This window comes from Saprospiraceae bacterium, assembly GCA_016717265.1.
GTDB lineage: Bacteria > Bacteroidota > Bacteroidia > Chitinophagales > Saprospiraceae > Vicinibacter.
This window is the reverse complement of the sequence record JADKFX010000001.1, coordinates 1,997,196-2,022,757: the sequence shown is the minus strand read 5'-3', so window position 1 is coordinate 2,022,757 and position 25,562 is coordinate 1,997,196. Positions and strand designations below refer to the sequence as shown.

Genomic DNA, 25,562 nt, shown 5'->3' with positions numbered 1-25,562 from the left:
TAAAAATATGAAACGAATTATAATTCTGAGTTTATTATTCCTCTTTTTTTCTACAAGTAATATAAAATCGCAAGGTGTAGATTGCGATAAAGCAGTAGACGATCTTAGCTTTGGATGGATCGAACCAGCAGCGCCAAATGTAGATGAAGAAGTCTCTATTTTTATTGATGTTTCTAAAGATCCAGAATGCAAATTGTTGGTAGGCTATACGGGTGATTTGTATTTATGGACCTGGGGACCTAAAGAAGACAAAGCCAAACAAGGCGAGTGGAGTGCTTCCAATGAACTTATGAAAATGGAACGCGTAAGTGAAAATCTATATCGTTATAAAATGATTCCAACACAGTTTTATGGTGCTAAAGCAAAAGATATTTATGATCGTGGTATTTGTTGCCTTGCGAAAGCTAAAGATGCAGGTTCTGGAGGAAATTGTGGCGATGGAGGAAAAGAGTTCAAATCAAAAGATATTCATATAAAGATAAATATTCCTGCAGGCGCTGTTCGAAAAGTGTATTCCTTCCCGGATGTTGTAGGTGATTCATTATTAAGCAAACCAGATGATGCCTTTATTTTGTATTACAACAATAAAATTGAAGAAAAAACAACAGTACAAAACAAAGAACGATTCTCTGTGTATATCAGAGCTTATGGAACGGATGGTAAAGAATACCGATACGCTACCCTATTTAATTTAAATAATACACCTCAGTTAGCCATGAAAAAAAATGCAGATGGATTATTTTCCTGGGCTATCATTCCTTCCCAATTTTATTCAAGTCTAATTCCACCAGGCATTAAAATTAATCGTCTACGTTGTCAATTTATTGCCATGCCTTATTGTGGCAACTCAAGTTGTTTGGTAGATGGTGAATATAATTTTTATTTCAGATGCAATTAATATAAAATAAAAACTCATAACCTTATAAACCACAAAATCTGAATACTGATTTCATAAACATTAAATGCATACGAAACGATTACGCTATTTAAATTAATACATATAACCAAACCTAAAATTAAACCCAGCAAAGCGAATGCTTCGATTCACCTTACTTATATGCACAGTTATTATTTCAAATATATACATTTTTGCGCAGGGTCTATTTGAACAAAATCGTGTAAACTCTATCCATATCCTTATTCCAGAAGATTCGATTGCATTCTTGTATGCAAATCCCCTGAATGAGAGATATCTGGATGCCACATTTGTTTTTGAACAAGGGAGCATAAAAGATACCGTTCAAAATATTGGATTCCGTTTAAGAGGAAGTTCATCAAGAATTTCTCAAAAGAAATCTTTTAAAATTTCATTTAATGAATTTTCGAACGGAAGAAAATTTTATGGCGCTAAAAAACTTAATTTGAATGGTCAACATAATGACCCTACAATGGTACGCGAAAAATTATTTTATGATTGCTGGAATCAGATCGGATTACCTGAAAGACGGACTGCCTTTATCAAACTCTACATCAATTATAAATATTATGGCTTATATACACAAATAGAAGAATTCGACAAAGAATGGTTGCAACGAAATTTTCCAGATGAAAAAGGAAATCTTTACAAATGTACATATCCTGCAGACTTGCGCTATCTAGGAAATACAGAAGATCTATATAAAAATATACTTAGCCATTCCGCAACTGGAGGAAGGGCATATGATTTATTGACTAATGAGACAAAAGATGACTACTCAGGATTTTTACAACTTATCTTTGAAATAAATAAAAATCCGATTCAACCGGCTTCGTTAGAGCGTATAATAAATGTACCGCAATTATTGAAAGCGTATGCTTTAGAAGTTTGCACAGGCCATTGGGATAATTACGCATTTAATAAAAATAACTATTTCTTATATCAACCACCAGGCGGCGCATTTACATTTATCAGCTATGACGCCGACAATACTTTTGGAATTGATTGGCTGAATATTGACTGGGCAGAACGAGATCCTTTTAATTGGTATCACCCAACAGAATCAAGAACATTAATTAAAAATATTCTTAAAATTTCAACATATCAAGCCTACTATAAAAAAATTATCGATTCTATAGCAAGTACTATTTTGAATCCGGCAATCATATTCCCAAAGATAGATAGCATGCATATTTTAATTACTGAGTCCGCTATTGCCGATTCCTTTAGAACCCTGGATTATAATTACTCGGTAGCAGATTTTCACAATGGATTTTCCATGCAGATCGATAAACATAGTCCATATGGAATTAAACCTTTTATTGAACGCCGGAGAACCTCTATTCTTAAATTGACAGCTATTGAAAATAAAACGACTCCAGCTATTGATCTAAAAACGTACTATGATTTAAATACTAGAATGCTTACGATTAAATGTAATTTTAAAATATCGAATTTTGAAATTTTCAATTTACAAGGATTTAAACTTTACCAAAGCAATATTTCACAATTTGATCAAAGCATTAGATTTGAGCTCCCTGCATTCATTACCCCAAACATATATTTGATTAAATTTCAAATGAAAAATGAATGGATTAGTAAATTACTATTTTTATAGTCAGAAAAATCTAGAATTTGCATGAATTTTAGTTAGATCATTCATCAACTTTAAATTTGATCTAAACTCAATTGGTTTTTAGATTGTTATAGTGTTGATACGATACCAGGTGTAGTGTCTTTAAGTGTTTTAAAATTTGTGAATCAATGAATCAAAAAATACGTACAATACTAACGGGAGCAACCGGCATGGTTGGCGAAGGCGTACTTTACGAATGTTTACAATCTGATTTGGTTGAATCAATTTTAATTATCGGAAGAAAGCCATATGGCATGACACACCCAAAACTGAAGGAGATAATCGTGAAAAATATAAATGAACTTCATGAAATTGAATCACAAATTATAGGATATAATGCGTGTTTTTTCTGCCTTGGAGTTTCATCAGTTGGAATAAAAGAAGAGGCGTTTTCAAAACTTACCTATGATCTTACATTAAATTTTGCAAAGGTTCTATGTAGATTAAATCTGGATATGACTTTTTGTTATATATCAGGACTTGGAACCGACAGTTCAGAGAAAGGAAAAATCATGTGGGCTCGGGTAAAGGGTAAAACGGAAAATGATTTAAGAAAATTACCATTTAAAGCGGTTTACAATTTTCGACCAGGATATATGCAACCAACGAATGGTTTAAAAAATACCTTAAAATATTATCATTATATTTCGTGGATGTATCCAATGCTTAGAATGTTATTTCCCAAGATGGTATGCACTTTAGCTGAATTAGGACAAGCTATGATAAATACCGTTGCAAAAGGCTTTGAACGGCCTACCCTTGAAGTGAAAGAAATTGTATCTCAGTCAAAACAAAAATTATAATAGAGTATCCCATGCATTCTGAAAGGCTATATAGCGCGGTCAGTTTCAAATAAGCTAAATTCAATAAATGTATTTGACTTTCGATTGAAAGTATCAATATAAAGTAACAGATTATAGGATATTCAAGCTTAAACATTCATATGGAAAATCTGTTTCTTGATAAAAAGATGCATGAGAATAATCCTTGTTTTATTAGTTGCCGTTTGGTACCAAAATAGTTACTCACAAGAATGCACTATTAAAGGCACTATTACGGATATAAGCAATAATAATCCAATTGCATACGCAACGGTACAAATTCTGAATACTAAAATAGGTACCAACAGCTCAGAATCTGGCGATTTTGAAATTAATGGTTTAACTCCCGGGGTTTATAGTCTCAAAATTTCATTTCTAGGATACAAAGAACTTGTACTTTCTGAAATTGCAGTTTCAAATATTAAACCTTTTGAAGTATTTATACAACTGGAAGCCGCTTCAGAAAATCTAACTGAAATCGTCATTAAATCTTCGCCCTTTAAAACAAAAGAAGAAAGTCCTATTTCCCTTCGTTCCATTGGTGTAACAGAAATTGCAAGAAGTCCAGGTTCAAATCGAGATATTTCAAAAGTTGTAAAAGCATTACCAGGGGTCACACGAACGGTTTCATTTCGAAATGATCTTATCATCCGAGGAGGGGCTCCTAATGAAAATCGCTTCTATGTAGATGAAGTTGAAGTGCCAAATATTAACCATTTTGCGACACAAGGCTCCACTGGTGGACCTGTAGGAATGATAAATGTTACGTTCCTAAGAGAAGTTGATTTTTATAGTGGTGCCTTTCCTGCTTCAAAAGGAAATGCATTATCTTCCATATTTGATTTCAAAATGAGAAATGGCAGATCCGATCATTTAGGTGGAACACTCACAGTTGGTTCCAGTGATGTCGGCATTACCCTGGAAGGACCCATTAAAGAAAAAACAACTTATATCGCTTCTGCCAGAAGATCCTATTTACAGTTTTTATTTAAAGCCCTTGAACTTCCATTCCTTCCCACATACAATGATTTTCAATTAAAAATAAAACATAGCTTCAATCAAAAAAATGAACTGAGCTTTATCGGCTTAGGTGCTATTGATGATTTTAAATTAAATACGGAAGCAAATAATACAGAAACACAGCAGTATATTTTAAATTATTTGCCGATCAGTACGCAATGGAATTATACAAATGGACTTGTATATAAACATTATCAAAAAAATGGATATTGGACTACCGTATTAAGCAGAAATATGCTAAATAATGAAGCGAAAAAATATGCCGGCAATGATGATACGAAATCAGAAAACTTAATTTTATCTTATAAGTCTAAAGAAATAGAAAATAAAATCCGTACAGAATATAACTTTAAATCGAATAAATATAGCGTTCATTTTGGAATCGGTCTAGAAAATTCAAAATATAGTAATAAAACATTTAATAAAATTGCTACCTCTTCAGGAGTGCAACTGGTTAATTACCAAACGGATCTTGATTTTTATAAATACTACCTATTTGTACAATATCATCGCAAAATATTTAATGAAAAGTGGAGCATTTCCGCAGGCCTCCGAAATGATGGCAATTCATATTCTGCTAAAATGCAAAATCTATTATTGCAAACATCTCCTAGATTTGCCTTGTCTTATCAGCTCAATTCTACTTTAAGTATACATTTAACAGAAGGCATTTATTATCAACTTCCTGCATATACCACATTGGGATATAAAGAAAATGGCATCTTAATTAATAAACAGAATAATTTAAAATATATTCAGGCTATTCATAATACAGCAGGTTTGATTTATCAAACAAAAACTGAAGGAAGGTTAAGTGTAGAATTTTATCTTAAAAATTATTCCAATTACCCATTGCTTTTAAGAGACAGTATTACACTTGCTAATCTAGGTGGTGATTTTGGCGTTGTGGGTACAGAGCCTGCAATTTCATTTGCCAAAGGCATAAGCTATGGATTAGAATGTATGTATCAACAAAAATTATATAAAGGTTTTTATGGAATCATTGCCTACACATTTGGGAATAGTGAATTTGAAAATAAGAATAAAATATTTCTACCATCTTCCTGGGATAGCAAGCATATTATAAATCTAAGCCTTGGAAGGCAATTTAAAAAATCCTGGGAAATCGGTATCAACTGGAGATATCAAAGTGGCTTACCATATACCCCATTTGATGACAATTCAAATTTAAAAACAAATTGGGATATTAACGGAAAAGGGCTATTTAATTATGATCAAATTAATTCCCTTCGCTACGAGGGTATTAGTCAATTGGATTTCCGAGTAGATAAAAAATGGTTTTTTAAAACCTGGAATCTGGAATTATATTTAGATATTGAAAATGTATTTGGAAATAGTATAGCTTCAAAAGCTTTAATCCTGGACCGTCCAATGGATTCAAACAATAAACCCATTGGGGATGCGGTCTTAATTAATCCTTCGGACCCTTTAGAACTGCAGCGATATAAACTTAAATACATTAATGATGCTTCAGGAAATACCTTACCAAGTATAGGCATCACTTTGGAATGGTAGTTAAATAAATTTCAATAAATTAATGCTATGTAATAAACTTTTGTATTGAATCCTTTTTATTTGAAAACTACCCTGTTTATTGAATCAAAAATAAATTAATATTACGCTACAAACTTACTCCACCTGGATTCTAAAACAAAGCTTGTCAACACCAATAAACATGTATAAAATTTAGAATTGTATAGTACCATTTGTCTCAGCATTTAAAGTCAATTTGAAGAAAAGCTGTAACAATGACAAAAAAGTTGCTAATATTTAAAATAGATTGATACCTTAGCCGTTCCTGAATTAATTCAAATAATATGAGGAATCTATTTTCAAAACCATCTTTAATTGTCTTCATTGCTTTATGTTCCTTTATCTTTCTATTCCGGATTAGCCATGTCAATAAGAATGAAATGTCCTGGGATGTTTTAGGCTATTACCTCTATTTACCGGCCAGTTTTATCTATGATCAACCAATGCTCGATGACATTTCCTGGATCCAGAAAATTAATGAAGAAAAAAAACTCACTGGTACTTTTTATCAGATTAGCTCAAATGCAAAAGGTGAGCCGATGTACTTCTTCCTGATGGGCATGGCATTTTTCTATTTACCTTTTTTCTTGTTAGGTCATGGAAGTGCCGCTATATTGGGACAGGCCATGGATGGCTTTAGTAACCCATATCAATATTGCCTTGTCCTGGGTGGAATTGTATATACCATTATTGGTTTGTTTTTCCTTCGAAAAATTGTAAGACACTATTTTTCAGAACTTATAAGTTCTCTCATTTTAATACTGATTGTTTTAGCTACGAATTATATCCATCATCTTACACTCGATAATTTAGCTACGGTAAATGTCTTGTTTATGTTGATGAGCATTCTTGTTTGGAATACTATTCAATGGCATCAAACCCAAAATAAATATCAGCTTATCACAACTGGCATATGTGTTTTTTTAATGGGCATGGTAAAACCTAGCGAAATTATAGTTTTTGTATTACCCTTGCTTTGGGGTATTTCTTCACGTGAAACTTTTCATGCAAAAATCCAACTTATAAAGGCTCATTGGCAAACCATTTTTCTTTGTCTGGGAATTTGTTTAGTTCTTGCATTGCCCCAAATGTTATACTGGCACGCTAAAACTGGTAAATGGATTTATGACAGCTATAAAAATCCAGGTGTCGGATTAGATATTTTTTCACCCCATATCCTGGAAACATTATTTAGCTATAGAAAAGGTTGGCTGCTCTATACACCAATAATGATATTTTCATTAATTGGCTTTTATTTTTTGAGAAAAAATAATAAACCAATTTTCTATGCCATTCTAATTTATTTTACAATAACATTCTATATCATTTCGAGTTGGTCTGAATGGTGGTATGGTGCAGCATATTCAATGCGTCCATTAATTACGAGCTATCCATTGTTGGCAATTTGCATGGGTTATTTTCTTGAGTTTATAAGCAAACAACGATTCTTTTGGAAAAGCTTGACAGGACTGTTCATTATATTTTTTATATTTTTAAATCAATTTCAATGGTGGCAATTGAGAAATTATATTCTGGATCCTTATCGCACTACAAAAGCATATTATTGGTCCATATTTCTAAAAACTAAACCAGATGCTTCCACAGCTAAACTTAAACGGGTGGAGCGCGATTTTAGCGGAGGCTTTGAATTTAAAAACAGGGAGGAATACATTAAAAAAGAATGTGGAAATTGGACCTTTGATGACGCAAATGACAGCTCCTATATTCAAGATTCTACAGGAAATTACATTTACAACTTAACCCCAAATCAAGAGTTCTCAAAAGCTTACGAATTTCTCTTTCATCAGCTTACAAGCAAAGATCATGTTTGGTTAGAAGCTCAAGTTGATGTGCGATTTCCTGAACTCATTGAAGGAGAAAATCCATTATTGGTAATGTCTGTAGAAAATAAACTTGGCATCTATGGCTACCATACTATAGAAATAAAAAATGAATCAAAAGATAATAAATGGCAACACTATAAAATGGTTTATTTGACTTCAGAAATAAGAAATACCAAGGATCGTGTCAAATGCTATATATGGAATCGGGGTAAAGTAAGTTTTGAAATAGACAATTTTAAACTGGATCAATACGAACCCAAAGGATTCTAAAGCTATAAATACAGTATAATTGCAGGTATTTTTTGAAATTTAGATAAAAAGAGAGCGGAAATGAGATTTGGTCAATTTCACTGAAACTGCCATCTTTGCATAATAAGAATTCTCGAATCTTCAAAAAGTCCAACAAAAAGTCCCGAAATGATCAATATGGAAGCGTATTTCTTAAAGTTTAGAAAGCATATCATTGGTATTGATCAATGTATTGAAACTGTCTTCGGGGATACAAAAAAAATACTTTATGCTGATTGGACTGCAAGCGGTAGAAACTACAAACTTATTGAAGAACGCATTCAAAATGAGATCATGCCTTTTGTGGCCAATACGCATTCTGAAACAAGCGCAACCGGAATGGCAATGACCTATGCCTATCATGAAGCTCAAGCTATTATTAAAAAACATGTAAATGCAAATGAATACGATGTTCTGATTTCATCAAATGCCGGGATGACAGGTGTAACTAATAAATTTTTAAGAATTTTAGGACTCCGGATTCACGAACGATTTAAAAACAAATTTGAAATTTCAGAACAGGATAGACCGATCGTTTTTATAACGCATATGGAGCATCATTCCAATCAAACAAGTTGGATCGAAACGATTGCAGATGTAGAAATTATTCCTCCAGATGAAAACGGACTTGTGTCACTCGAAAATTTTGAAGCACTCCTTCGAAAATATAGTTCTCGAAAAACCAAATATGCAGCAATCACTGCGTGCTCCAATGTAACCGGAATCATGACACCCTATCATGAAATCGCAAAATTAATACATACCTATAATGGATTTTGTTTTGTAGATTTTGCATGCTCCGCTCCTTATGTTCACATGGATATGCATCCATTAGAAAAAGCTACACATTTAGATGCTATTTACTTTTCTCCGCACAAATTTTTAGGTGGACCAGGTAGTACCGGCATTTTAATTTTTAATAGCGCTCTCTATTCAAACGCTATTCCCGACGATCCTGGAGGCGGAACCGTTGATTGGACAAATCCTTGGGGAGAACATAAATTTTTAGACAATATCGAAGAACGCGAAGATGGCGGTACTCCTGCATTCCTTCAAACGATTAAAGTTGCAATGTGCATTCAGCTTAAAGAAGAAATGGGAATCAATAATATCTTATTGCGTGAAAAAGAACAAATGGAAATTATTTGGAAGACACTTTCAGAAATATCAAATATACATATTCTAGCAGAACAGCATAAAGAACGTTTGGGTATTCTTTCGTTTTATATTGAAGGTTTACACTATAATGCCGGCGTAAAATTATTAAATGACAAATTCGGTATACAGTCCCGAGGAGGTTGTTCCTGCGCTGGAACATACGGACATTACCTTCTCCATGTAAATGTAGAAACCTCCCATAAAATTACAGACCTTATAAACCATGGGGATTATTCCTCTAAACCAGGCTGGATTAGAATTTCAATTCACCCTACCCTAACCGATCGTGAAATTATGTATTTGGCAGAAAGTATAAAACAACTTGCATTGAATTTTAATGATTGGATGAAAGATTATATCCTTGAGTATTCTAAAGGCCAAATCAAATTTAAAGATGAAAACAAAGATCGAAATATGAAAGAAAAAATGATTCAATGCCTGCACAAAGCATTTGAATAATCTGATTTATTTTGTTAACATTTTTTTACTAAAATTTGACTAATACAAAAGGCATGAATGCATTCGTTTCTATCTATAATGACAGCATTTAGTTGCCTAAGCGGAATCAATTATTCCAATTATTGAATTAATAAATTTCCTTTAATTGTAGAATTTCTGAGGGCATCATATACTATAAAAAAATAGATGCCAGGTATTAAATGTCCAAGCTCAAGTTGAAAGTATTCTTCATTTGTAAATTGCTCAACGATATCTGTACCGAATTGATTCAGTAAATTAAATTGAAATTTACTTCGATTTGGATTTTCAAAATAAAGCCGTGCTCTATCTTGAAGTGGGTTAGGCCTTATTTGATATCCATTGAAATAATCCAGAAAATCAATGGAAACAATTTTTGAAAAAACTCTGGAACCGGTTTCTAAACGATAATAGTTTGTTTTGTTTTTTTCTGGTTTTATATCTGTGTAATTATACAATTGAGCAAATGCTAAATTACCACAATCACCAAGTATACTTTCGATTAATTCAAAATTAATAGTATCCGTTGATCTATAAAGTTGAATCCCATTACATGTACTGCCTGCAGAAATTACCCATTCCAAAAATACTTTATCATTCGATCGGGTCCCATTAAAACGATCCAGTTTTGGTAATGTCTGAGCCAACAAAACAGAACCTAATAATAAAACAACGAATACTGCAAATCCCTTTATCAAATTTATGAATATTAAAGTACAAACGAACTCTGATTACTATTTATCAAAATGAAAACGAAACCATAACATTGATTATTGCAAGGTCAAATAAACAGAATCCAAAATCTTCATACGGATAATAATACAACCCCTTTATATCCTAAAAAAAGACCTAACAAGGCTAGTGCTATTCCTAGTCCCCGAATGGTAGCTTGAATAATTTTTATATTAAACCGATGCCTGAATTTCGCTAAAAATAAGGTCATGTAATAAAACCAAATGATACTTCCAATAGCTACTGATAGAGCATAAAATAAACTTAATAAGATCGGGTATGAGCTTGGATAATAATTTGAATAATTAATTAAAGGTGAGCGACTAGATCCTTCTTCACCCTGCTCCTTGTTCAAATGAAAAATGCTACTATCCTTCAGCATCTGTGATTGATTCTGATGTAGCTCTTTCTGATTCATACTTGGATTCTGGTCTAAGCCCCCTGTATTAAATCCATAAGAAGCCAACATTGAAAATATCACAAAGGAAGTACTCATCCAACCTACAATCAAAGTCGGATTAATAAAGCCTAATAAGATACCTGTAATAAAACCACTTTGCTTCTCTTTGATTTTCGAAAAACCTAGTTTTTTAGATTCATCAATATGCTCCAAATCCAAAGGAGACTTTGCAATTTTATACCCCATATAAATTACAAACACGGAACCGACCATAAGGACATATGGTATGTAAGGTTTGTACAAATCATAAAACATTGTCAACCCATAAACTGAAATAAAAACATATACTAAATCAGCAAAGGAAGCACCGATACAAAGTAAAATACAATATCGAATCCTGCCCTTCAATGCATTTGAGGCAATTACAATACTTGTAGGACCCGCTACCGGTATTGAAAAAATAATCCCTACTAGTAAGCCAATGACTGAGATAATAATTAAATTTCCGGATAGGTCTAAATTCATAGAAAAGTTTATGTTAAACCGGAAATCATTTTTCGGGCTACCTCCAAATCTGATGCAGTATCAATTTCCATACAAATGTGTTCACTAACATCAACAATATAAACATCTTCGCCAGCATCCATTAAATCCTGAAAAGCAGCTTCATAAAATATATTAACCTGTTTCTCAATTTCAATTTTAGGATCAAGAATCGCAAATAATTTTTTCACCAGAGATTTATCAAATTTTTCAATTCCAATAGATTCTCCAATCGCTTCTTGGATATTAACCGTTTTTCCAATTTCAAGAATACGTCCCTTTGCATCCACTTTTACCTTTATTTCTTCATCCTGCAGTTCATGTTTTTTTAATGCCAGACAATTTTTATAACTTGATGCAATAAGTTTTGAAATAATATCCTTATGAAAAATAATATCGCTATCCAATAAAAGCATATCTTCTCCTTCAAATGCCTTTTTTGCTAACCATAATGAATAAATATTATTAGTTGATGCATATACCTCATTATAAATAAAGTTTACATTAAGTTCTTTATACTCAGAAGTAATAAAATCTTTTATTTGTTGTTCCAAATAACCGGTTACAACAACAAGCTCTGTAATGTTATTAGCAATAAGATTATCAATGGCCAAGGCCAGTATACTTTTATCACCAACGTTTAGCAGACATTTAGGGGTTTCATCTGTTAAAGGTCTTAAACGGGTTGATGTCCCTGCTGCTAAAATTAAAGCTTTCATGAAACAATTTTATCTAAAGGTTTTGTCAATATTCCGCTGCACAAACCACATCATTGCGGCCACACTGTTAAATCCAAATATCAATATCCAAAAAAACAAATCCAAACGGTTAAAAAAAGAGCAAATTACTAATAAGGTAATTTGTGAAGTTGGTCCTATTGAAACCCAAAAGCGTATGGGGACTTTATTCTTTTGATAGTAATCTTGAGGGTCTGCTGAAAATAATTTTTCTGACTGCTTTTTTGATATAAGCTTGCTTTGAAAGTTGGAATATTTTATATATACATCTATGATTAGACGATCTAGCCATTTATTTTTTTGGTATTTAATTTTTTGATATTCATCCTTATATGCATCTAATTCATCTTCAAAGGTACTTTTACGCTGAAGCACAAAATCTAAAAATCGGTTTCTATAATAATCAACCAACACAGATTGGATGATGGTACTTAATCCCGCTAATACAATGATTGACCACCAATAAGAAGGATTCGTTTGATGATTTGCAAAGCCTATTCCAATCCCAATATACACTGCCGAAGTAGCTATATAATCTGCAATACCATCAATAATTCTACCGACGTAGGTTCCATTCTTTTTTAATCTGGCCAATTGCCCATCACTGCAATCGACAATGTTATACAGGACAAAAAAAACAGCTCCGTAAATAAATCCATTTGGAATTCCCTGAGCATACTGAAACCCTGCAATTATGCCTAAACCAATAGCTGCCAGCGTTAGTTGATTTGGTGTTATGTTGGTAGGGTAAATTAATTTAACCAGGACAAATGCGAAGGGTCTATAGAAATACAAGTCAAAATACTCTTCGACCGCTACCATTTTAATTGAACTCTTATAGTCTGTTAACCAGCTCACCGGTAGTCAATATCTAGTAGGTAGTTCTTAATCATTTCCATAAGCGACTTATTCTGATCCTGGGTACCAATGGTGATTCGCAAATGATTAAATAATCCATCTTCAGCCATAAACTTAATAATCATATTTCGTTCCGTCAAATATTTTTTTAAGCCATCCTTTATTTCAACAGGGATCTTTACAAGAATAAAATTTGCAAAAGAAGTATATGCTTTAAAACCTGAAATTTTATTAAACTCTGTTTTAAACATTTCCATATCTGCCGTCATTTTCTTTCGAATATCATCGTAATATTCAGGAGAATCCAAAGCTGCAATAGCCATAATTTCTGAAACGCGATTATATCCTAAATAACGGGCGCTAAATAAAGAAAATCGATCATGATTTTTACCCATTAATGCAAATCCAATTCTAACCCCTGCGAGTCCGAAATATTTTGAAAACGTCCGAATAATCATTACATTGGGAAACTCTTGCACAATCTCTTTCAAATAACTTGTATCCTTACTATAGAAAAATGCATAGGCTTCATCAATTACAACAACCGTTTCTTTCATTCTTGATAAAATGCCTTTCAATTGATCAAGTTCAAGCCGATTTCCAGTTGGATTATTCGGCGAACTGATCAGCACAAGCTTTGGTTTATGCTCTTCATATATACGGATCATACCTTCTATATCATAATAAAAGGAATCCTCCCCTTCCACAATTGGATATTCAATTTTGATACCTTCAACTTCATCTACGATTTTCTTATAATACCACCAAGAATAGGTTGGTATCAGAATTTTATCATTCTTATGAATATAACAATGCACTGCCTGCTTCAGTATATCCTCACCCCCAAAACCTAACATAATATCTTTTTCATCAATCCCTAGATCATCAGAAAGTCTTTTGGTGATAGGACTCTTATATCCAAAAGCATGATCCCGGGAATATTCACTCAACATTACCGAATCGATTTTATGCAAAGCTTCAAAACAAGCCGGAGCAGGACCATACTGATGCTCATTTCTGTCTAAATAAGTGATTTTACTATTTTCAATATCCACAATCACGATTTTAATTATACAATGACAAAAAAAATAATAACAAAATAAAGAACAATTGTTCAAAAATCATGCCTTAAAATAAAGATAATTATTTCAGTATAAAAATGGAAGTATTGATGACCATAAGGATCATTATTTCGTTTTGGTCAATTTAAGGTCCATTACCACAATTATTGCAATTAAAGGCCAAAAGATATTACTTGCTTTATCGGTATCTAGAAAATTATTTAAAAATCCATGAACGAAATAGGTAATTAAAGCGCACATAACTGTACTCAGTAAGATTTTTTCCGCTTTTATTGTACTTCGGAAGTAGGCACGAAACCCAAAAACGAAAACCATAACAAACAAAGCAGCAAAAATTAATAGCCCCAGAACACCAGTTTCCGCTAAAGGACCCAAATATTCACTATGCGCATTTCCTACATCACCAAAATTTGTACTGATCGCTGTATAATTCCCTCGTAACTGAAATGGAGCATATTCAAACATATAGGTACCAGGTCCCCATCCAAAATAAGGCTTATCCTTCCACATTTCGATGGCACAGGCCCATCTGTTAATTCGCTCAAGATTTGAAGGATCTGTACTTATATTAGAAATGGATTCAGCATTTTCAATAACATCATCACTACCAGCCACTTTATTATGCTCCAAATCCATAAGGATCACATCCAAATTTGAAAACAAATAAAATAAACCAAATCCAACCAGCATTAAAACGTATTTAAAACGCAACTTGAAAAACAAAATTAGAAACAACAATAAAGCTGGAATGATACTTACCCATGCAGCTCTTGAAAATGTCACAACCAAACAAGTCAATAAAATGAGTGTAAATCCAAACAAACTTATCTGACGAAATTTATTTCCTCTATCCAGTCTAATTAATCCAAAGCTAAGAGGTATTACCAAAGCAAGTATTGCACCTAAAATAGTATGATCTTTAAAAAAGGGTTGCATCGTCCATTGAGACGGCTTATCTTCAAAACCATAGGTAGCTAAATGGACAATATTGAACATCGCAACCAGGCTTAAACCGAACACAAACAGATACAAATAAGTATAAATATTTTTTGGTTCCTTAAAATAAATTGCAGCTAAAAAATAACATGGAATTATAAACCACAATTTTGCAATTACAAATTTGATAGAAACAACTTTATCAACACTGGTAAAACTTGTAACCAACAACCATGCGAAATAAATATAAAGTAGCCAGCTAATTGGATGCAAAAGAAATTTCTTATCCACCTTTTCAGTCGTAAAAAACAACAAGAAAAACAACAATACTAAGACAGCAGCAATGGGTTCTGTTGGTAAAGATAAACTCAATTTACCCAATTCAGCATCCGCTGGATTTATGGATAGGGGCGTTAAAAATGCAAGGCAAAAAAATAATAAATCAGGTTTAAAAAAAATTATTGAGCCTAATAAAAAGACCAATGGTATAAATAACAGAACATAAAGTTCAAAATAAAAAGAAACAAATACAATTCCCATTGTAATAAATACAATGAGCAGGATCTGTCCTTTGCTCCAATTCATTCGGTGATAATTATGCTGAAATTAATTTCTTGAGTTCTGGCCAGCGATTTTGGATTAATAATAATCCAACGGAAATGAACATTGCTGAAATCAAACTGACCATGACAACCAACCACCTCACTGGAGAAGACTTTCGTTGTGCAGGTTCTGCTACATCAACCACAAATTTTTGAGAGAATTGAATGTCGCCATCTGCTTTTATTTGTAATAGATACTTCTTTATTAATAGTACATTTCCAATTTCAGTATCATAAATTCTTTCAAGTTGATCAAATTCTTCCCCAAGTTTAATATTCGAATCTACTAAAGCTTTTAATTGAACACGTTCTGCACCAACGGATTGACCATAAGCTTCTAATAAATAGCCTCTTTGAAATTGACTCATAATTCCGATACTGGTCATCTTGTCCATTTCCTTTTTTAAACTATCTATCAATCGCTGTTGCTTGTCCCGTTGCAATTCAAGACTGTTGACTAACTCCCTGGCTCTTAATTGCACCATTTCATACTTTAAGGTATCCAAATAGGATGCAATAGAATTGGCCATTTCAGAAGCCATTTTTGGATCCCTATCTTTTACTGTAATTTGAATTGAATTAAATTTTGTGCGTTTGATATCAACATTGCCTTCATATGTCTTAAAAACAAAGAATTTCGCAGCTTGACCAGACTTCGGTATTTTATAATGTGAATACAGGTCAAATTTATCAATGACCCGCTCCATTAAAGTACTTGAATTTAATATTTCAAGTGCTTGCTCCGCTTCTCCAGTTTCACCAAAGTCACTAATATTTCCCCTCCTAAAAGCAGTTTCATTTACCGGAGCTTGTGCCAATTTCACAGGAAAAATCGTTGTGGTCGATTTAAAATATACAGGAAGAATTAAAGCGACTACTGCAGATCCAATAATTGTCAAAATTGCAATAATGCAAAGCAGTCTGAAATTCTTTAATATGATTCTCAATAATTCATTAAAACTTAAAATCTCCATGCATGAGGGTATTAATTCGCAAATAAATATAAACGTTTGATTTACAGTAATATTTGAATTCAAACTTAAAAATCATGCGAAGATAATTTTTATTTAATGAAACTGCCTTTGACTCGGCAAAGAATCTTAAAATGACAGCTTTACTGTTTGTTTTTCAATCGATTATAAAGTTCCTTGAGTTCCTTATGTTCAACATCCCCGGATTCTCTAGTCCCCATTTTTGATTCTACAAACTTGATTCTATCTTCCGTAATTGGATGGGTACTTAAAAATTTAGGGACAGCTAATCCTTGTTTTCCTTCATCCATAAATACTTTAAATAAATCTAACATACCAACTAAAGATATTTTACGATCCAACAATAAATCAATTGCATTGGCATCTGCCTCTTTTTCAAAAGCCCGAGAGTAGCTGAGATTTTGTATTGAGTTCGCATTTTCAAGAACAATTCCTGCAAGTCCGGTAAGATCTCCAAAAATTGCTGCCAGTATTATGTAAGAAGACATAGATCTGAAAATAGTTTTCAAGGAATGCTTAAACTCAACATGGGTAAATTCATGTCCAATCAAACCGGCCAATGATTCATATGAATTCAATTTATTAAATAAACCACTATAAATAACAATATTCCCACCCGGCATAGCAAATGCATTCACAATAGTATCTTCAATATAATGAAATTGAATGGGATACTTACTTTCCACTTGCATAAGTTTGAAAAAAGAATCCAACATCATAGACTTTGTGGTATTTTCTAAAGCCTTTGGAATACTTGATTCGCTTAATTTTGAACCCAATTCAATTTCCCAATTCAAGGGTACGACCTTAGTTAAACCGTCAGCCAGTTTTGGCATAATCCAAAAATAGCCTACAATACAAAGCACAATAAAAAAGAATGTAAACCCAGCTGCAATGCTAAGTGGATTTTTAAATAACTTCGATTCATCCTTTCGCCATTTCTTATCCGGATACATTTCGGATAAAAGTTGATAAGCCTTTAAATCTTCAAATTCCAAAAATTCAAAGGGATGTTGTATACCATATTTTAAAATTAAGTTTTGTTCCTGCGACACAAAATCAGGTAATATATCAACAACTTCCCAGCTTCGAATTTCATTCTTATTTTCAAATTCATATTGAATTTCAAAATGTTCTTTGAGCAATTTTACTTTTGAAGGGATCCCTTTAGGCTTAATTCCAAAAAAATAATTCGCATATAATATTACATCCATAAGAATTAAAATTCAAGTGTGTGTGGATTCAATGAATGCTGCATCATACAATTAAAATGTTTTTTTGGACAACTAGAATATCCTAATTTAGAACACGGCCTGCAAGACAATCCGAATACTTCATGATTTTTTACAATAGCTTTTTGATTTCCAAAGTATGGATACATGCCAAAATCAGGAATGGTATTCCCCCAAATTACATGCATAGGCTTTTTTAAAGCTGCTGCAATATGCATCATTCCGGTATCTGGTGTAATGACTTGTGAGGAAGCATTTATGACGGCAGCAGATTGAGCAATGCTCATAGTTCCAACACAAGAAATAACTTTTAAAGGAAATTCAGCTTGAAGTTGTACTGCAATTTCAGTTTCATCTTTACCTCCAACTAAAACAAAAGGACCATTTATTGAATTGATTATTTCTCTCCATTTAAGAATCGGAATTTGTTTAGTTACATGATTCGCTCCTAAGACAGCTACTGAATATTGATTTGGTAAATTTAAACGATTCAAATATTCTTTATCGACTGGATTCATAAAATAATCTAATCCCATGCCATCGTTTTGAATTCCAAGATTTTCAAGACTATCAAAATAACGATCGACTAAATGCTTTTTAGGCAACACATTAATTTTAAAAACTGTTACCAACCATTTTTGAAAATTAAGTTTATCAAAACGGATGACTTTCTTTTTCAAAAGCCTGGAAATACGATAGCTTCTAATATTTTTATGAAGGTCTACAATTAAATCAAAATCTTCTTTATCCAATTCTTCAAATACATCTGAAACAGTATTCTTAAAAGACCAAATTTTTGTTATATAAGGATTCGATAAAAGAACTGTCTTATAGCTATCTTTTGTCAAAAGATGAATTTCTGCATTCATTTGTTTTTTCAAACAACGAATTACAGGTGTGGTAAGTACCAAATCACCAATTGAACTAAAGCGAAGAATTAAAATTTTACGATACAAACTGACAAATTAACATTGTAATTAGGAGTCCTTAAAACGCATTCTAAGGAGTGCTTGATTCGGATTCAAAAATAAAAAAAAATCAATCAATTCTATGATTACAGAATTTTGTCTCAGGCCAATTTAATCACCCATTTTATTTAAATAAACAGAAGCATGGCCCGTTTTTGAAATTAACTGCATTGTATAAATTCCATCTACAAGACCCCTGGCTTTAATGTCAACCTGATTCAAACCACTAACTAACTTTATAGTTCCACCAAGTATTGCATTTCCCATGATATCATATAAATTATACTGAAGCTCTTGCGTTTGTTCGCTTTCAAGGCTAAAATGAATTTGATCAATAAAAGGATTTGGACTCACGCGCAAGGCTTTAATACCAAGCAATGCATCTGTTTTTACTAAACTTCTTTTGCCATTCGCAAACCAACTACCCCATTGTGCGCCACTTACAAATAATTGTTCAGATCCACTTGAATGAATCTTATCCTTGGTTAACGCTTTAAATTTTAAGGAAACAGTATTGGTATTATCCACACCATTAAACAATAATACATCATCCTTAACAGAAAAAGAAGGATAACCAGTATCGTCTCTATTGGATGCAATTTCTCCAACTTCACCCGTTTCAATATTTGCTCCTAGAATTGAAAACTCGGTACCGAATATCGCTTCCTCAAGATAATCGAATGCCATAATATAAGGTGAGTTTTTTGAAAACACAGGATTTCCAATACTTGTATTTTCAGGAATATCAGAAAATAATTTTTCTATATGTCCATCTCCAAATTTTTTACCGGCAAGATCCCAAACTCTTAAAAAACCAATATCCCAATACTCATAGGTTCCACTAGCACCGCCATCCAATTCACTTAAACAATCATACATTAAATTTTGTCCAGAAGGTTCAAAATCCATAAAGTCGGCGTAACGCACATTCCCTGTAGACAGACCTCCGGATGTTGCAGGATTATTTAGTTCAAAAGATTTCCATACCTGCGTAGAGAATTGGTAAACATGAATTTTATTTTCTTCTTGTTCATAGAGTACTGCCAATAAAGTGCCATCTTTAGATATAGATGCATTCCGATAAATTGGATCATTATCTAATACAAACTCCTCATATAATCCTTTCGATACGTTAAAAAATAAACCGTAAAGTTTAGAATCAAATCCAACATAATATATTTCTGCGCCATCATCTGTAACACTTGGTTTACTCTTCACTGAATTGGTACTTAATTGTGAGATACCACCAGTAGAAATATTAATCAGGTATAAACCATCAAAATTATCATCCGTACAAACTACAAATTCCTTACCCGGATTTACCTTCAAATCTTTTTGATAATTACCACCGCCGCCGCCCGGTGTTCCACTCGATCCAATACCAACTTGATCAAAAGCTTTTTTTGCAGCATTATGGACTCCAGAATTATTCCCATGTAAATCTATACACGCTTGTTCAACTGCATTTCTCAAATCTTTAAATTGAGAAGATCTTGTTAGATATTGATTTAAAGCTTTATAATAAACCGCTTCACCCGTTTTTTTAGCTTGCTCTTCATTGGAGGTTTTAGCCATTTCCTGAACAAAAAGATAATAGGCATAATTTGGGATACCGCTATTAATATGAACACCACCGTTATCTTGACTGCCGGTATATTTTTCATTTACATGTCTTGGTTGCCATCTGCCAAAATCACCCGTTTGTGCTCCATTATGAGGGTCACTCATATCTCTCAATGCACCGGAAGGAAATGAAGCTAATTTTACTACATCTTCTCCAATTTTCCAATCATTTCGGTCAATCATTGCACCAAAAACATCCGCAAATGACTCATTGATTGCGCCAGATTCTCCTTCGTATGCCAGATTTGCGGTACTTTGAATTACACCATGTGACATTTCATGTCCTGCTACATCTAAACCTCTTGCTAAAGGATTAAAAGCTTGCGCTCCATTCCCATAAAACATGGCTTCCCCATTCCAAAATGCATTATCTAAACCTCCACCATTTTCATCTATTATATTAATTACCGAAATAATGGTACCACCTAGACCATTAATAGAATTCCGCAAATGGGTATTTGCATAATAATCAAATGCAATACCTGCATTATAATGCGCTGAAACGGCTGTTTTTGACCAGGTATTATTGGTGGTTTTGATCTGATCAACCTGAATATTATTTGGGTTTGAGTTCAAGCCATTTAAAGTCCAGATGGCTCCTACTGGGTCGTCTAATTTAAATTGCGCCAATTTAAACATAGGTCTTGCTCCATCCAATAAATAAACGTTGCCAGATTCTCGCCAAACATTCAAGGTTCGGGTAATATCAAATAAATCTTTGGCATTTGTAGTTTCTGATCCTTGTGGACTAAATGTTTCATTGTTCTTTGAATGATCACATTCCAAATTCATATGAAATAAACATTGGTTTTGAATGGCCTTCAAAACCTTTCCGGATACTGCATCCACAAGCACTCCCCAACGTTTCATTGCATTTGGAAATACATCCAGCTGAAATGTTAGATGCCAGATCTCTTCATCTCTGTTGTACCAATACCCCATTTTATAACCCTGAAGTCCCGTTTTAATCCAGGATTTTTGTTGTAATGAAGGTTCTATACATTGAATCCCAAGTTGTTTCAAATAAGCTTTTGCAGAAGAATATGCCTGGTCAATATTTAATTTTGGAAGGATCACTTCTGTAGGTTGATAAATCATACCATGTGCCATCGCACTTTGATCAGTATATAAATGAATAAAATATTCACCATTTAAAACCAGGGTTCCATCAAATGTTTGATCGTATTTTAAGTGTGTAATTCCTTGTGGGTCTTTTTCATCAGATTTTAAGGTAAAACCTATTCCGGTTATTGGCAGTAAACCAAGTACTGTTGGCAGATGGAATTCCCAATAAGTACCAGCGGTTCTGGAATCCATAAGCTCTGGAACTGCACATTTTATTCTACTCGGATATCCAAATTCATTGGTGGATATTACCGTAAGATTGTTTTTATATGCATTCAAAGCCTGTCCTGGCATGGATTTATACTGTGGACTTATGGAAGAAAACAATCCTCTAGAATCCAGTTTTGGTGTAAAGCTCTCCGGTTTTTTTATTTGCTTTTGTTCAATACTTACCCCTTTTTTAATTAAAAACGAATGTGTTTTTTTCAATGCCTGACTTTGCAATCCTGTAAGCTGGCAAAATAACAATAGGTAAATTAGAATCGTATGTCTCATTTTATTAATTTATAGATTAAGTAGTGTACGTGGTTATAGTATAAATTCAAATTTTTATTTACCAACTCTGAATTTGCATCCCAGCAAATTCGATGGGTTTTACCTTCCATAGAATATTCAATAAATTTATAAATATTACCGGGTTGGTTCAATTCAATTTGATCCAAACCTAATACTTCAATATTGGTGATAATTTGTTCGACATCTGTTTTTTTGAGTCGGTCTACAAGTTTTCCATCTTGTTCAATTTGACCATTTCTGGATATCGAAAAAACGGTTTCAATCCCAGTAAATCCTCCGCCATTACCTATCCGAATATATTCTTCCATAGTATTTTTCTGCGAACTCTTACACGACAAAAACAGTAAAAATATACATAATATCTTGATTACCTGTAATTTAAAGTGTTTCAGCATAAATCCAAACTCTTAAAACTTAGTTAAAAACGTATAAAGAGAACAAAATATGAAATAATAGCGTTCTATCTTTGTAATCACAATTAAAAAACATTTAAATTATGAAAAAACTTATTCTATTTATTGGATTCGGATTATTCCTTACAAGTCAAAATACATTTGCACAAACTTGTGCACATGGAACGAAATCAGCAGACGCTAAATCTTGTGTAAAACCAACAGAAGCAGCTTTGAAAGCCGCTAAAATGGATGCATCAATTGAAACTAAAGTTTGCGAGAAAAGTGGTAGTGTTTGTTTCATTAGAAAATCAGTTGGAACAGATGGTGCATCCACTTCAACAGAAGTAAAATATGATGAAGCTACTGCAAGTTTTGTAAATATTCCTGCAGGTAGTGGTTCTGTTAGTGGCAAATCTTGCTCAAGTTCAAAAGCTTGTTGTGCTAAAGGTTCGGCTTCTGGAAAAGCATGTTGTAAAGCAAAAGGTACTGCTGCGGTGACTCCAGAAAATATGGCACCAACTCAAGAAAAAAAATCTGAATAATCGTATTCTAAAATAAGATTAAAAGGCTTCCTAAATCAGGAAGCCTTTTTTATTTTGCAATCTATGAAATCGTATCTAACACTTTCTATTACCTGTTTCATTAGTTTTACAAGTCTTTTTGGTCAAATGCAAATTGCCCTAACAAAAAACTGGTTTTACACACAAGCAGATACCATACAATGGCAGGCTTGCACTATTCCTGGAAACACCTACACTGCCCTCTTAGAAAATCAAAAAATACCAAATCCATTCTATGGTGACAATGAAAAAAATATCCAGTGGGTTAGTGAAAAAAATTGGCTGTTTAAAACAAAATTCGATATTGATTCAAAGTATTTGAAACAAGACAACATTCATTTGGAATGTCCAGGTTTAGATACTGATTGCTCGCTCTATCTTAACAACCAATATCTTGGGAAAGCAAACAATGCATTCCGGCATTGGACATTTGATGTTAAACAGCTTTTAAATGTTGGAGAAAATGAATTGTTAATTCAATTTAATTCAGCATCAAAGCTTGCGGATTCACTTTATGCTTTGCTAGAAACAAAGCTTCCGGGAGAAAAAAGAGTTGTCTTAAGAAAACCACAATTTCACTTTGGTTGGGATTTCGGACCCGTTTTAATGAGCAGCGGAATCACCGATGCTATCTATTTAAATGCATGGAATTCTGTAAAATTAAAAGCGAGCTCAATACATACAATTACAGCAAATGATACCATCGCCATGTTGCGAATGAATCTGGCTTTATTTATACAGGATACTTTGTCTGAATTGGATGCGCGCTTACATATGAATGGTCAGATATTAAGTTTTCCAATTCAGAAAGTCTATGGTCAACAACAGGTATCTTTTGATTTTACTTTAGAGAATCCAAAACTATGGTGGCCAAATGGAACAGGTGAACAAAATTTGTATCCATGTAAAATTGAAATTTTAAAAAATGAAACGATTGTAGCAGAAAAATCATTTAAAACAGGAATTCGAACAATTACTTTAATTCACGAACCAGATCGTTATGGTAAATCCTTTTATTTTTTAATAAATGGAAAAAAGATATTTTGCAAAGGAGCAAATTATATACCACCGGACATATTATATACTCAAACGCTGGATCCAGTTTCCATTATTAAAACCGCGGTTGAATCCAATTTTAATATGCTTCGAATTTGGGGAGGTGGGCGATATGAAAGCGATTCCTTCTATCAAACCTGTGATGAAAATGGCATCTTGATTTGGCAAGATTTTATGTACGCATGTGGAATGTATCCAGGCGATTCAAGTTTTCTGTTAAATGCTTCTATAGAAGCAGAAGAACAAGTACAACGGCTTTCCCAATTTGCCTGTATTGCACTTTGGTGTGGGAATAATGAAAACAATGAAGGTTGGCATAGATGGGGTTGGCAATTTCTTATTTCAAATGAAAATAAAGAAAGAATTTGGAATGATTATCAGAAATTGTTTAATGCTATTCTACCAAATACAGTCCGGAAATATAGCAATTTAAATAGTTATTGGGAATCCTCCCCTTTGTTTGGCAGAGGCGATGATAAATTTATTTCAGAAGGAGATGCACATGATTGGGGTCTTTGGCATGATGAAATGCCATTTGAAAAATTGGAAGATCGAATTCCACGCTTTATGAGCGAATTTGGTTTTCAATCCTTACCTGCAATTTCAACCATTAAACAATTTGCTTCAGAAAATGAATTAGATCTTGATTCTCACTCTTTGCGCAATCACCAAAAACATCCAAGAGGAAATAAATTAATCAATCAATATATCAATAGAGATTTTCCGGAAGCGAAAAATTTTGAATCGCTTATCTACCTTAACCAAATCACGCAAGCAGAAGGAATTTGTAAAATTATACGTGCTCACCGCAAGGCAAAGCCTTACTGCATGGGTAGTTTATACTGGCAGTTTAATGATTGTTGGCCTGGAATATCCTGGTCTGGAAGAGATTATTTCGGTAAATGGAAAGCATTGCAACACGAAGTTAAAAATGCATTTCGTCCAATACTTTTTACAGCGAATGCAAATGAAATGGATTTAACCATTCATGCTGTTTCCGATTTTCTAGAACCTACAAATGTTGAATTGGAAATCCTAATACAAGATTTTACAGGGAATGTTTTGAAATCTGAAAAATGGAATGGCACAATCGAAGAAAATAGTTCTTTAGAACTTTTGAAAATTCCTTTCAATTTTAAAAAACTTGATATTCGTGAAACGCATTACATACTCCTTAAATGGAAATACAAAAATCAATGGAATAGTCAATGTTATTTTTTGGATAAATTCAATAAATTAAAATTAAATGACCCGGAAATTGCAATAGACACTATTGAAAAAACAACAAATGGATTTTTTATAACTTTGAAAAGCAAACAACTAGCAAAAAGTGTTTATATATATGAAGATGCAACATCCTCCTTTTTCCCAAATTATTTTGACTTGAATCCCGGTGAATTTAAAAAGATCCATTGCATAACAAATCAAAATAATTTAAACAACACAGACTTAAAAATGATATCGCTCTTTAACTTTATTAATAATTAATAA

At 33.0% G+C, this 25,562-nt stretch carries 19 protein-coding genes; 8 read left to right on the top strand and 11 right to left on the bottom strand.

Going from position 1 to position 25,562, the window contains the following annotated elements:
• The first annotated feature begins 7 nt into the window (after positions 1-7).
• The 6 genes from IPO86_07760 (at position 8) to IPO86_07735 (ending at position 9,696) form a co-directional block, all read left to right on the top strand.
• Complete coding sequence (locus tag IPO86_07760; GenBank protein MBK9727996.1) at positions 8-898, top strand: hypothetical protein; 891 nt, start codon at positions 8-10, stop codon at positions 896-898.
• A gap of 136 nt (positions 899-1,034) precedes the next feature.
• Positions 1,035-2,534: a CotH kinase family protein gene (locus IPO86_07755; protein ID MBK9727995.1), complete on the top strand. Its 1,500-nt coding sequence runs from the start codon at positions 1,035-1,037 to the stop codon at positions 2,532-2,534.
• Positions 2,535-2,680: 146 nt separating this feature from the next.
• Positions 2,681-3,355, top strand: a complete 675-nt coding sequence (locus IPO86_07750) for an epimerase (protein ID MBK9727994.1) — start codon at positions 2,681-2,683, stop codon at positions 3,353-3,355.
• A 171-nt stretch (positions 3,356-3,526) separates the two neighbouring features.
• The gene (locus tag IPO86_07745) at positions 3,527-5,929 is read left to right on the top strand and encodes a TonB-dependent receptor (GenBank protein MBK9727993.1); all 2,403 of its coding nucleotides are present in this window, start codon (positions 3,527-3,529) and stop codon (positions 5,927-5,929) included.
• Positions 5,930-6,231: 302 nt separating this feature from the next.
• Positions 6,232-8,061, top strand: a complete 1,830-nt coding sequence (locus IPO86_07740) for a hypothetical protein (protein MBK9727992.1) — start codon at positions 6,232-6,234, stop codon at positions 8,059-8,061.
• A gap of 156 nt (positions 8,062-8,217) precedes the next feature.
• Positions 8,218-9,696 carry an aminotransferase class V-fold PLP-dependent enzyme gene (locus IPO86_07735; protein ID MBK9727991.1) on the top strand — a complete coding sequence of 493 codons (1,479 nt, stop codon included), beginning with the start codon at positions 8,218-8,220 and terminating at the stop codon, positions 9,694-9,696.
• Positions 9,697-9,815: 119 nt separating this feature from the next.
• Here IPO86_07735 and IPO86_07730 read toward each other — a convergent pair whose 3' ends face one another.
• The 11 genes from IPO86_07730 to IPO86_07680 all read right to left on the bottom strand — a co-directional run bounded on the left by IPO86_07730 (position 9,816) and on the right by IPO86_07680 (position 22,368).
• Positions 9,816-10,412, bottom strand: a complete 597-nt coding sequence (locus tag IPO86_07730) for a hypothetical protein (protein MBK9727990.1) — start codon at positions 10,410-10,412, stop codon at positions 9,816-9,818.
• 107 nt (positions 10,413-10,519) lie between these two features.
• Positions 10,520-11,371 (bottom strand): LysE family transporter, encoded by an 852-nt coding sequence (locus IPO86_07725; protein ID MBK9727989.1) that lies wholly within the window; start codon positions 11,369-11,371, stop codon positions 10,520-10,522.
• An 8-nt stretch (positions 11,372-11,379) separates the two neighbouring features.
• Positions 11,380-12,108: a phosphocholine cytidylyltransferase family protein gene (locus IPO86_07720; protein MBK9727988.1), complete on the bottom strand. Its 729-nt coding sequence runs from the start codon at positions 12,106-12,108 to the stop codon at positions 11,380-11,382.
• 9 nt (positions 12,109-12,117) lie between these two features.
• Positions 12,118-12,984: a CDP-alcohol phosphatidyltransferase family protein gene (locus IPO86_07715; GenBank protein ID MBK9727987.1), complete on the bottom strand. Its 867-nt coding sequence runs from the start codon at positions 12,982-12,984 to the stop codon at positions 12,118-12,120.
• Positions 12,981-13,937: a histidinol-phosphate aminotransferase family protein gene (locus tag IPO86_07710; GenBank protein MBK9727986.1), complete on the bottom strand. Its 957-nt coding sequence runs from the start codon at positions 13,935-13,937 to the stop codon at positions 12,981-12,983. The genes IPO86_07715 and IPO86_07710 overlap by 4 nt, the downstream gene beginning before the upstream one ends.
• Before the next feature lie 234 nt (positions 13,938-14,171).
• Positions 14,172-15,587: an O-antigen ligase family protein gene (locus tag IPO86_07705; protein MBK9727985.1), complete on the bottom strand. Its 1,416-nt coding sequence runs from the start codon at positions 15,585-15,587 to the stop codon at positions 14,172-14,174.
• Between the two features lie 10 nt (positions 15,588-15,597).
• Positions 15,598-16,578 carry a hypothetical protein gene (locus tag IPO86_07700; protein MBK9727984.1) on the bottom strand — a complete coding sequence of 327 codons (981 nt, stop codon included), beginning with the start codon at positions 16,576-16,578 and terminating at the stop codon, positions 15,598-15,600.
• A gap of 140 nt (positions 16,579-16,718) precedes the next feature.
• Positions 16,719-17,810, bottom strand: coding sequence for a M48 family metallopeptidase (locus tag IPO86_07695; GenBank protein ID MBK9727983.1), 1,092 nt, complete (start codon positions 17,808-17,810; stop codon positions 16,719-16,721).
• A gap of 5 nt (positions 17,811-17,815) precedes the next feature.
• The gene (locus IPO86_07690) at positions 17,816-18,697 is read right to left on the bottom strand and encodes a glycosyltransferase family 9 protein (protein ID MBK9727982.1); all 882 of its coding nucleotides are present in this window, start codon (positions 18,695-18,697) and stop codon (positions 17,816-17,818) included.
• Between the two features lie 210 nt (positions 18,698-18,907).
• Positions 18,908-22,039 (bottom strand): M4 family metallopeptidase, encoded by a 3,132-nt coding sequence (locus IPO86_07685; GenBank protein ID MBK9727981.1) that lies wholly within the window; start codon positions 22,037-22,039, stop codon positions 18,908-18,910.
• Complete coding sequence (locus IPO86_07680) at positions 22,036-22,368, bottom strand: hypothetical protein (GenBank protein MBK9727980.1); 333 nt, start codon at positions 22,366-22,368, stop codon at positions 22,036-22,038. The genes IPO86_07685 and IPO86_07680 overlap by 4 nt, the downstream gene beginning before the upstream one ends.
• Before the next feature lie 188 nt (positions 22,369-22,556).
• Here IPO86_07680 and IPO86_07675 point away from each other — a divergent pair, with 188 nt between their 5' ends.
• Both IPO86_07675 and IPO86_07670 read left to right on the top strand, forming a co-directional pair.
• Positions 22,557-22,997: a hypothetical protein gene (locus tag IPO86_07675; GenBank protein MBK9727979.1), complete on the top strand. Its 441-nt coding sequence runs from the start codon at positions 22,557-22,559 to the stop codon at positions 22,995-22,997.
• Between the two features lie 63 nt (positions 22,998-23,060).
• Positions 23,061-25,559: a glycoside hydrolase family 2 protein gene (locus IPO86_07670; protein MBK9727978.1), complete on the top strand. Its 2,499-nt coding sequence runs from the start codon at positions 23,061-23,063 to the stop codon at positions 25,557-25,559.
• Positions 25,560-25,562: the final 3 nt, after the last annotated feature.

Excerpts from the sequence above, each read along its gene's own strand:
- IPO86_07760 (MBK9727996.1), top strand. The coding sequence starts at position 8 with ATGAAACGAATTATAATTCTGAGTTTATTATTCCTCTTTTTTTCTACA.
- IPO86_07720 (MBK9727988.1), bottom strand. The coding sequence starts at position 12,108 with ATGAAAGCTTTAATTTTAGCAGCAGGGACATCAACCCGTTTAAGACCT.
- IPO86_07690 (MBK9727982.1), bottom strand. The coding sequence starts at position 18,697 with ATGAATGCAGAAATTCATCTTTTGACAAAAGATAGCTATAAGACAGTT.
- IPO86_07705 (MBK9727985.1), bottom strand. The coding sequence starts at position 15,587 with ATGAATTGGAGCAAAGGACAGATCCTGCTCATTGTATTTATTACAATG.
- IPO86_07735 (MBK9727991.1), top strand. The coding sequence starts at position 8,218 with ATGGAAGCGTATTTCTTAAAGTTTAGAAAGCATATCATTGGTATTGAT.
- IPO86_07740 (MBK9727992.1), top strand. The coding sequence starts at position 6,232 with ATGAGGAATCTATTTTCAAAACCATCTTTAATTGTCTTCATTGCTTTA.
- IPO86_07685 (MBK9727981.1), bottom strand. The coding sequence starts at position 22,039 with ATGAGACATACGATTCTAATTTACCTATTGTTATTTTGCCAGCTTACA.
- IPO86_07755 (MBK9727995.1), top strand. The coding sequence starts at position 1,035 with ATGCTTCGATTCACCTTACTTATATGCACAGTTATTATTTCAAATATA.
- IPO86_07680 (MBK9727980.1), bottom strand. The coding sequence starts at position 22,368 with ATGGAAGAATATATTCGGATAGGTAATGGCGGAGGATTTACTGGGATT.
- IPO86_07745 (MBK9727993.1), top strand. The coding sequence starts at position 3,527 with ATGAGAATAATCCTTGTTTTATTAGTTGCCGTTTGGTACCAAAATAGT.
- IPO86_07675 (MBK9727979.1), top strand. The coding sequence starts at position 22,557 with ATGAAAAAACTTATTCTATTTATTGGATTCGGATTATTCCTTACAAGT.
- IPO86_07700 (MBK9727984.1), bottom strand. The coding sequence starts at position 16,578 with ATGGAGATTTTAAGTTTTAATGAATTATTGAGAATCATATTAAAGAAT.
- IPO86_07750 (MBK9727994.1), top strand. The coding sequence starts at position 2,681 with ATGAATCAAAAAATACGTACAATACTAACGGGAGCAACCGGCATGGTT.
- IPO86_07695 (MBK9727983.1), bottom strand. The coding sequence starts at position 17,810 with ATGGATGTAATATTATATGCGAATTATTTTTTTGGAATTAAGCCTAAA.
- IPO86_07670 (MBK9727978.1), top strand. The coding sequence starts at position 23,061 with ATGAAATCGTATCTAACACTTTCTATTACCTGTTTCATTAGTTTTACA.
- IPO86_07710 (MBK9727986.1), bottom strand. The coding sequence starts at position 13,937 with ATGTTGAGTGAATATTCCCGGGATCATGCTTTTGGATATAAGAGTCCT.
- IPO86_07725 (MBK9727989.1), bottom strand. The coding sequence starts at position 11,371 with ATGAATTTAGACCTATCCGGAAATTTAATTATTATCTCAGTCATTGGC.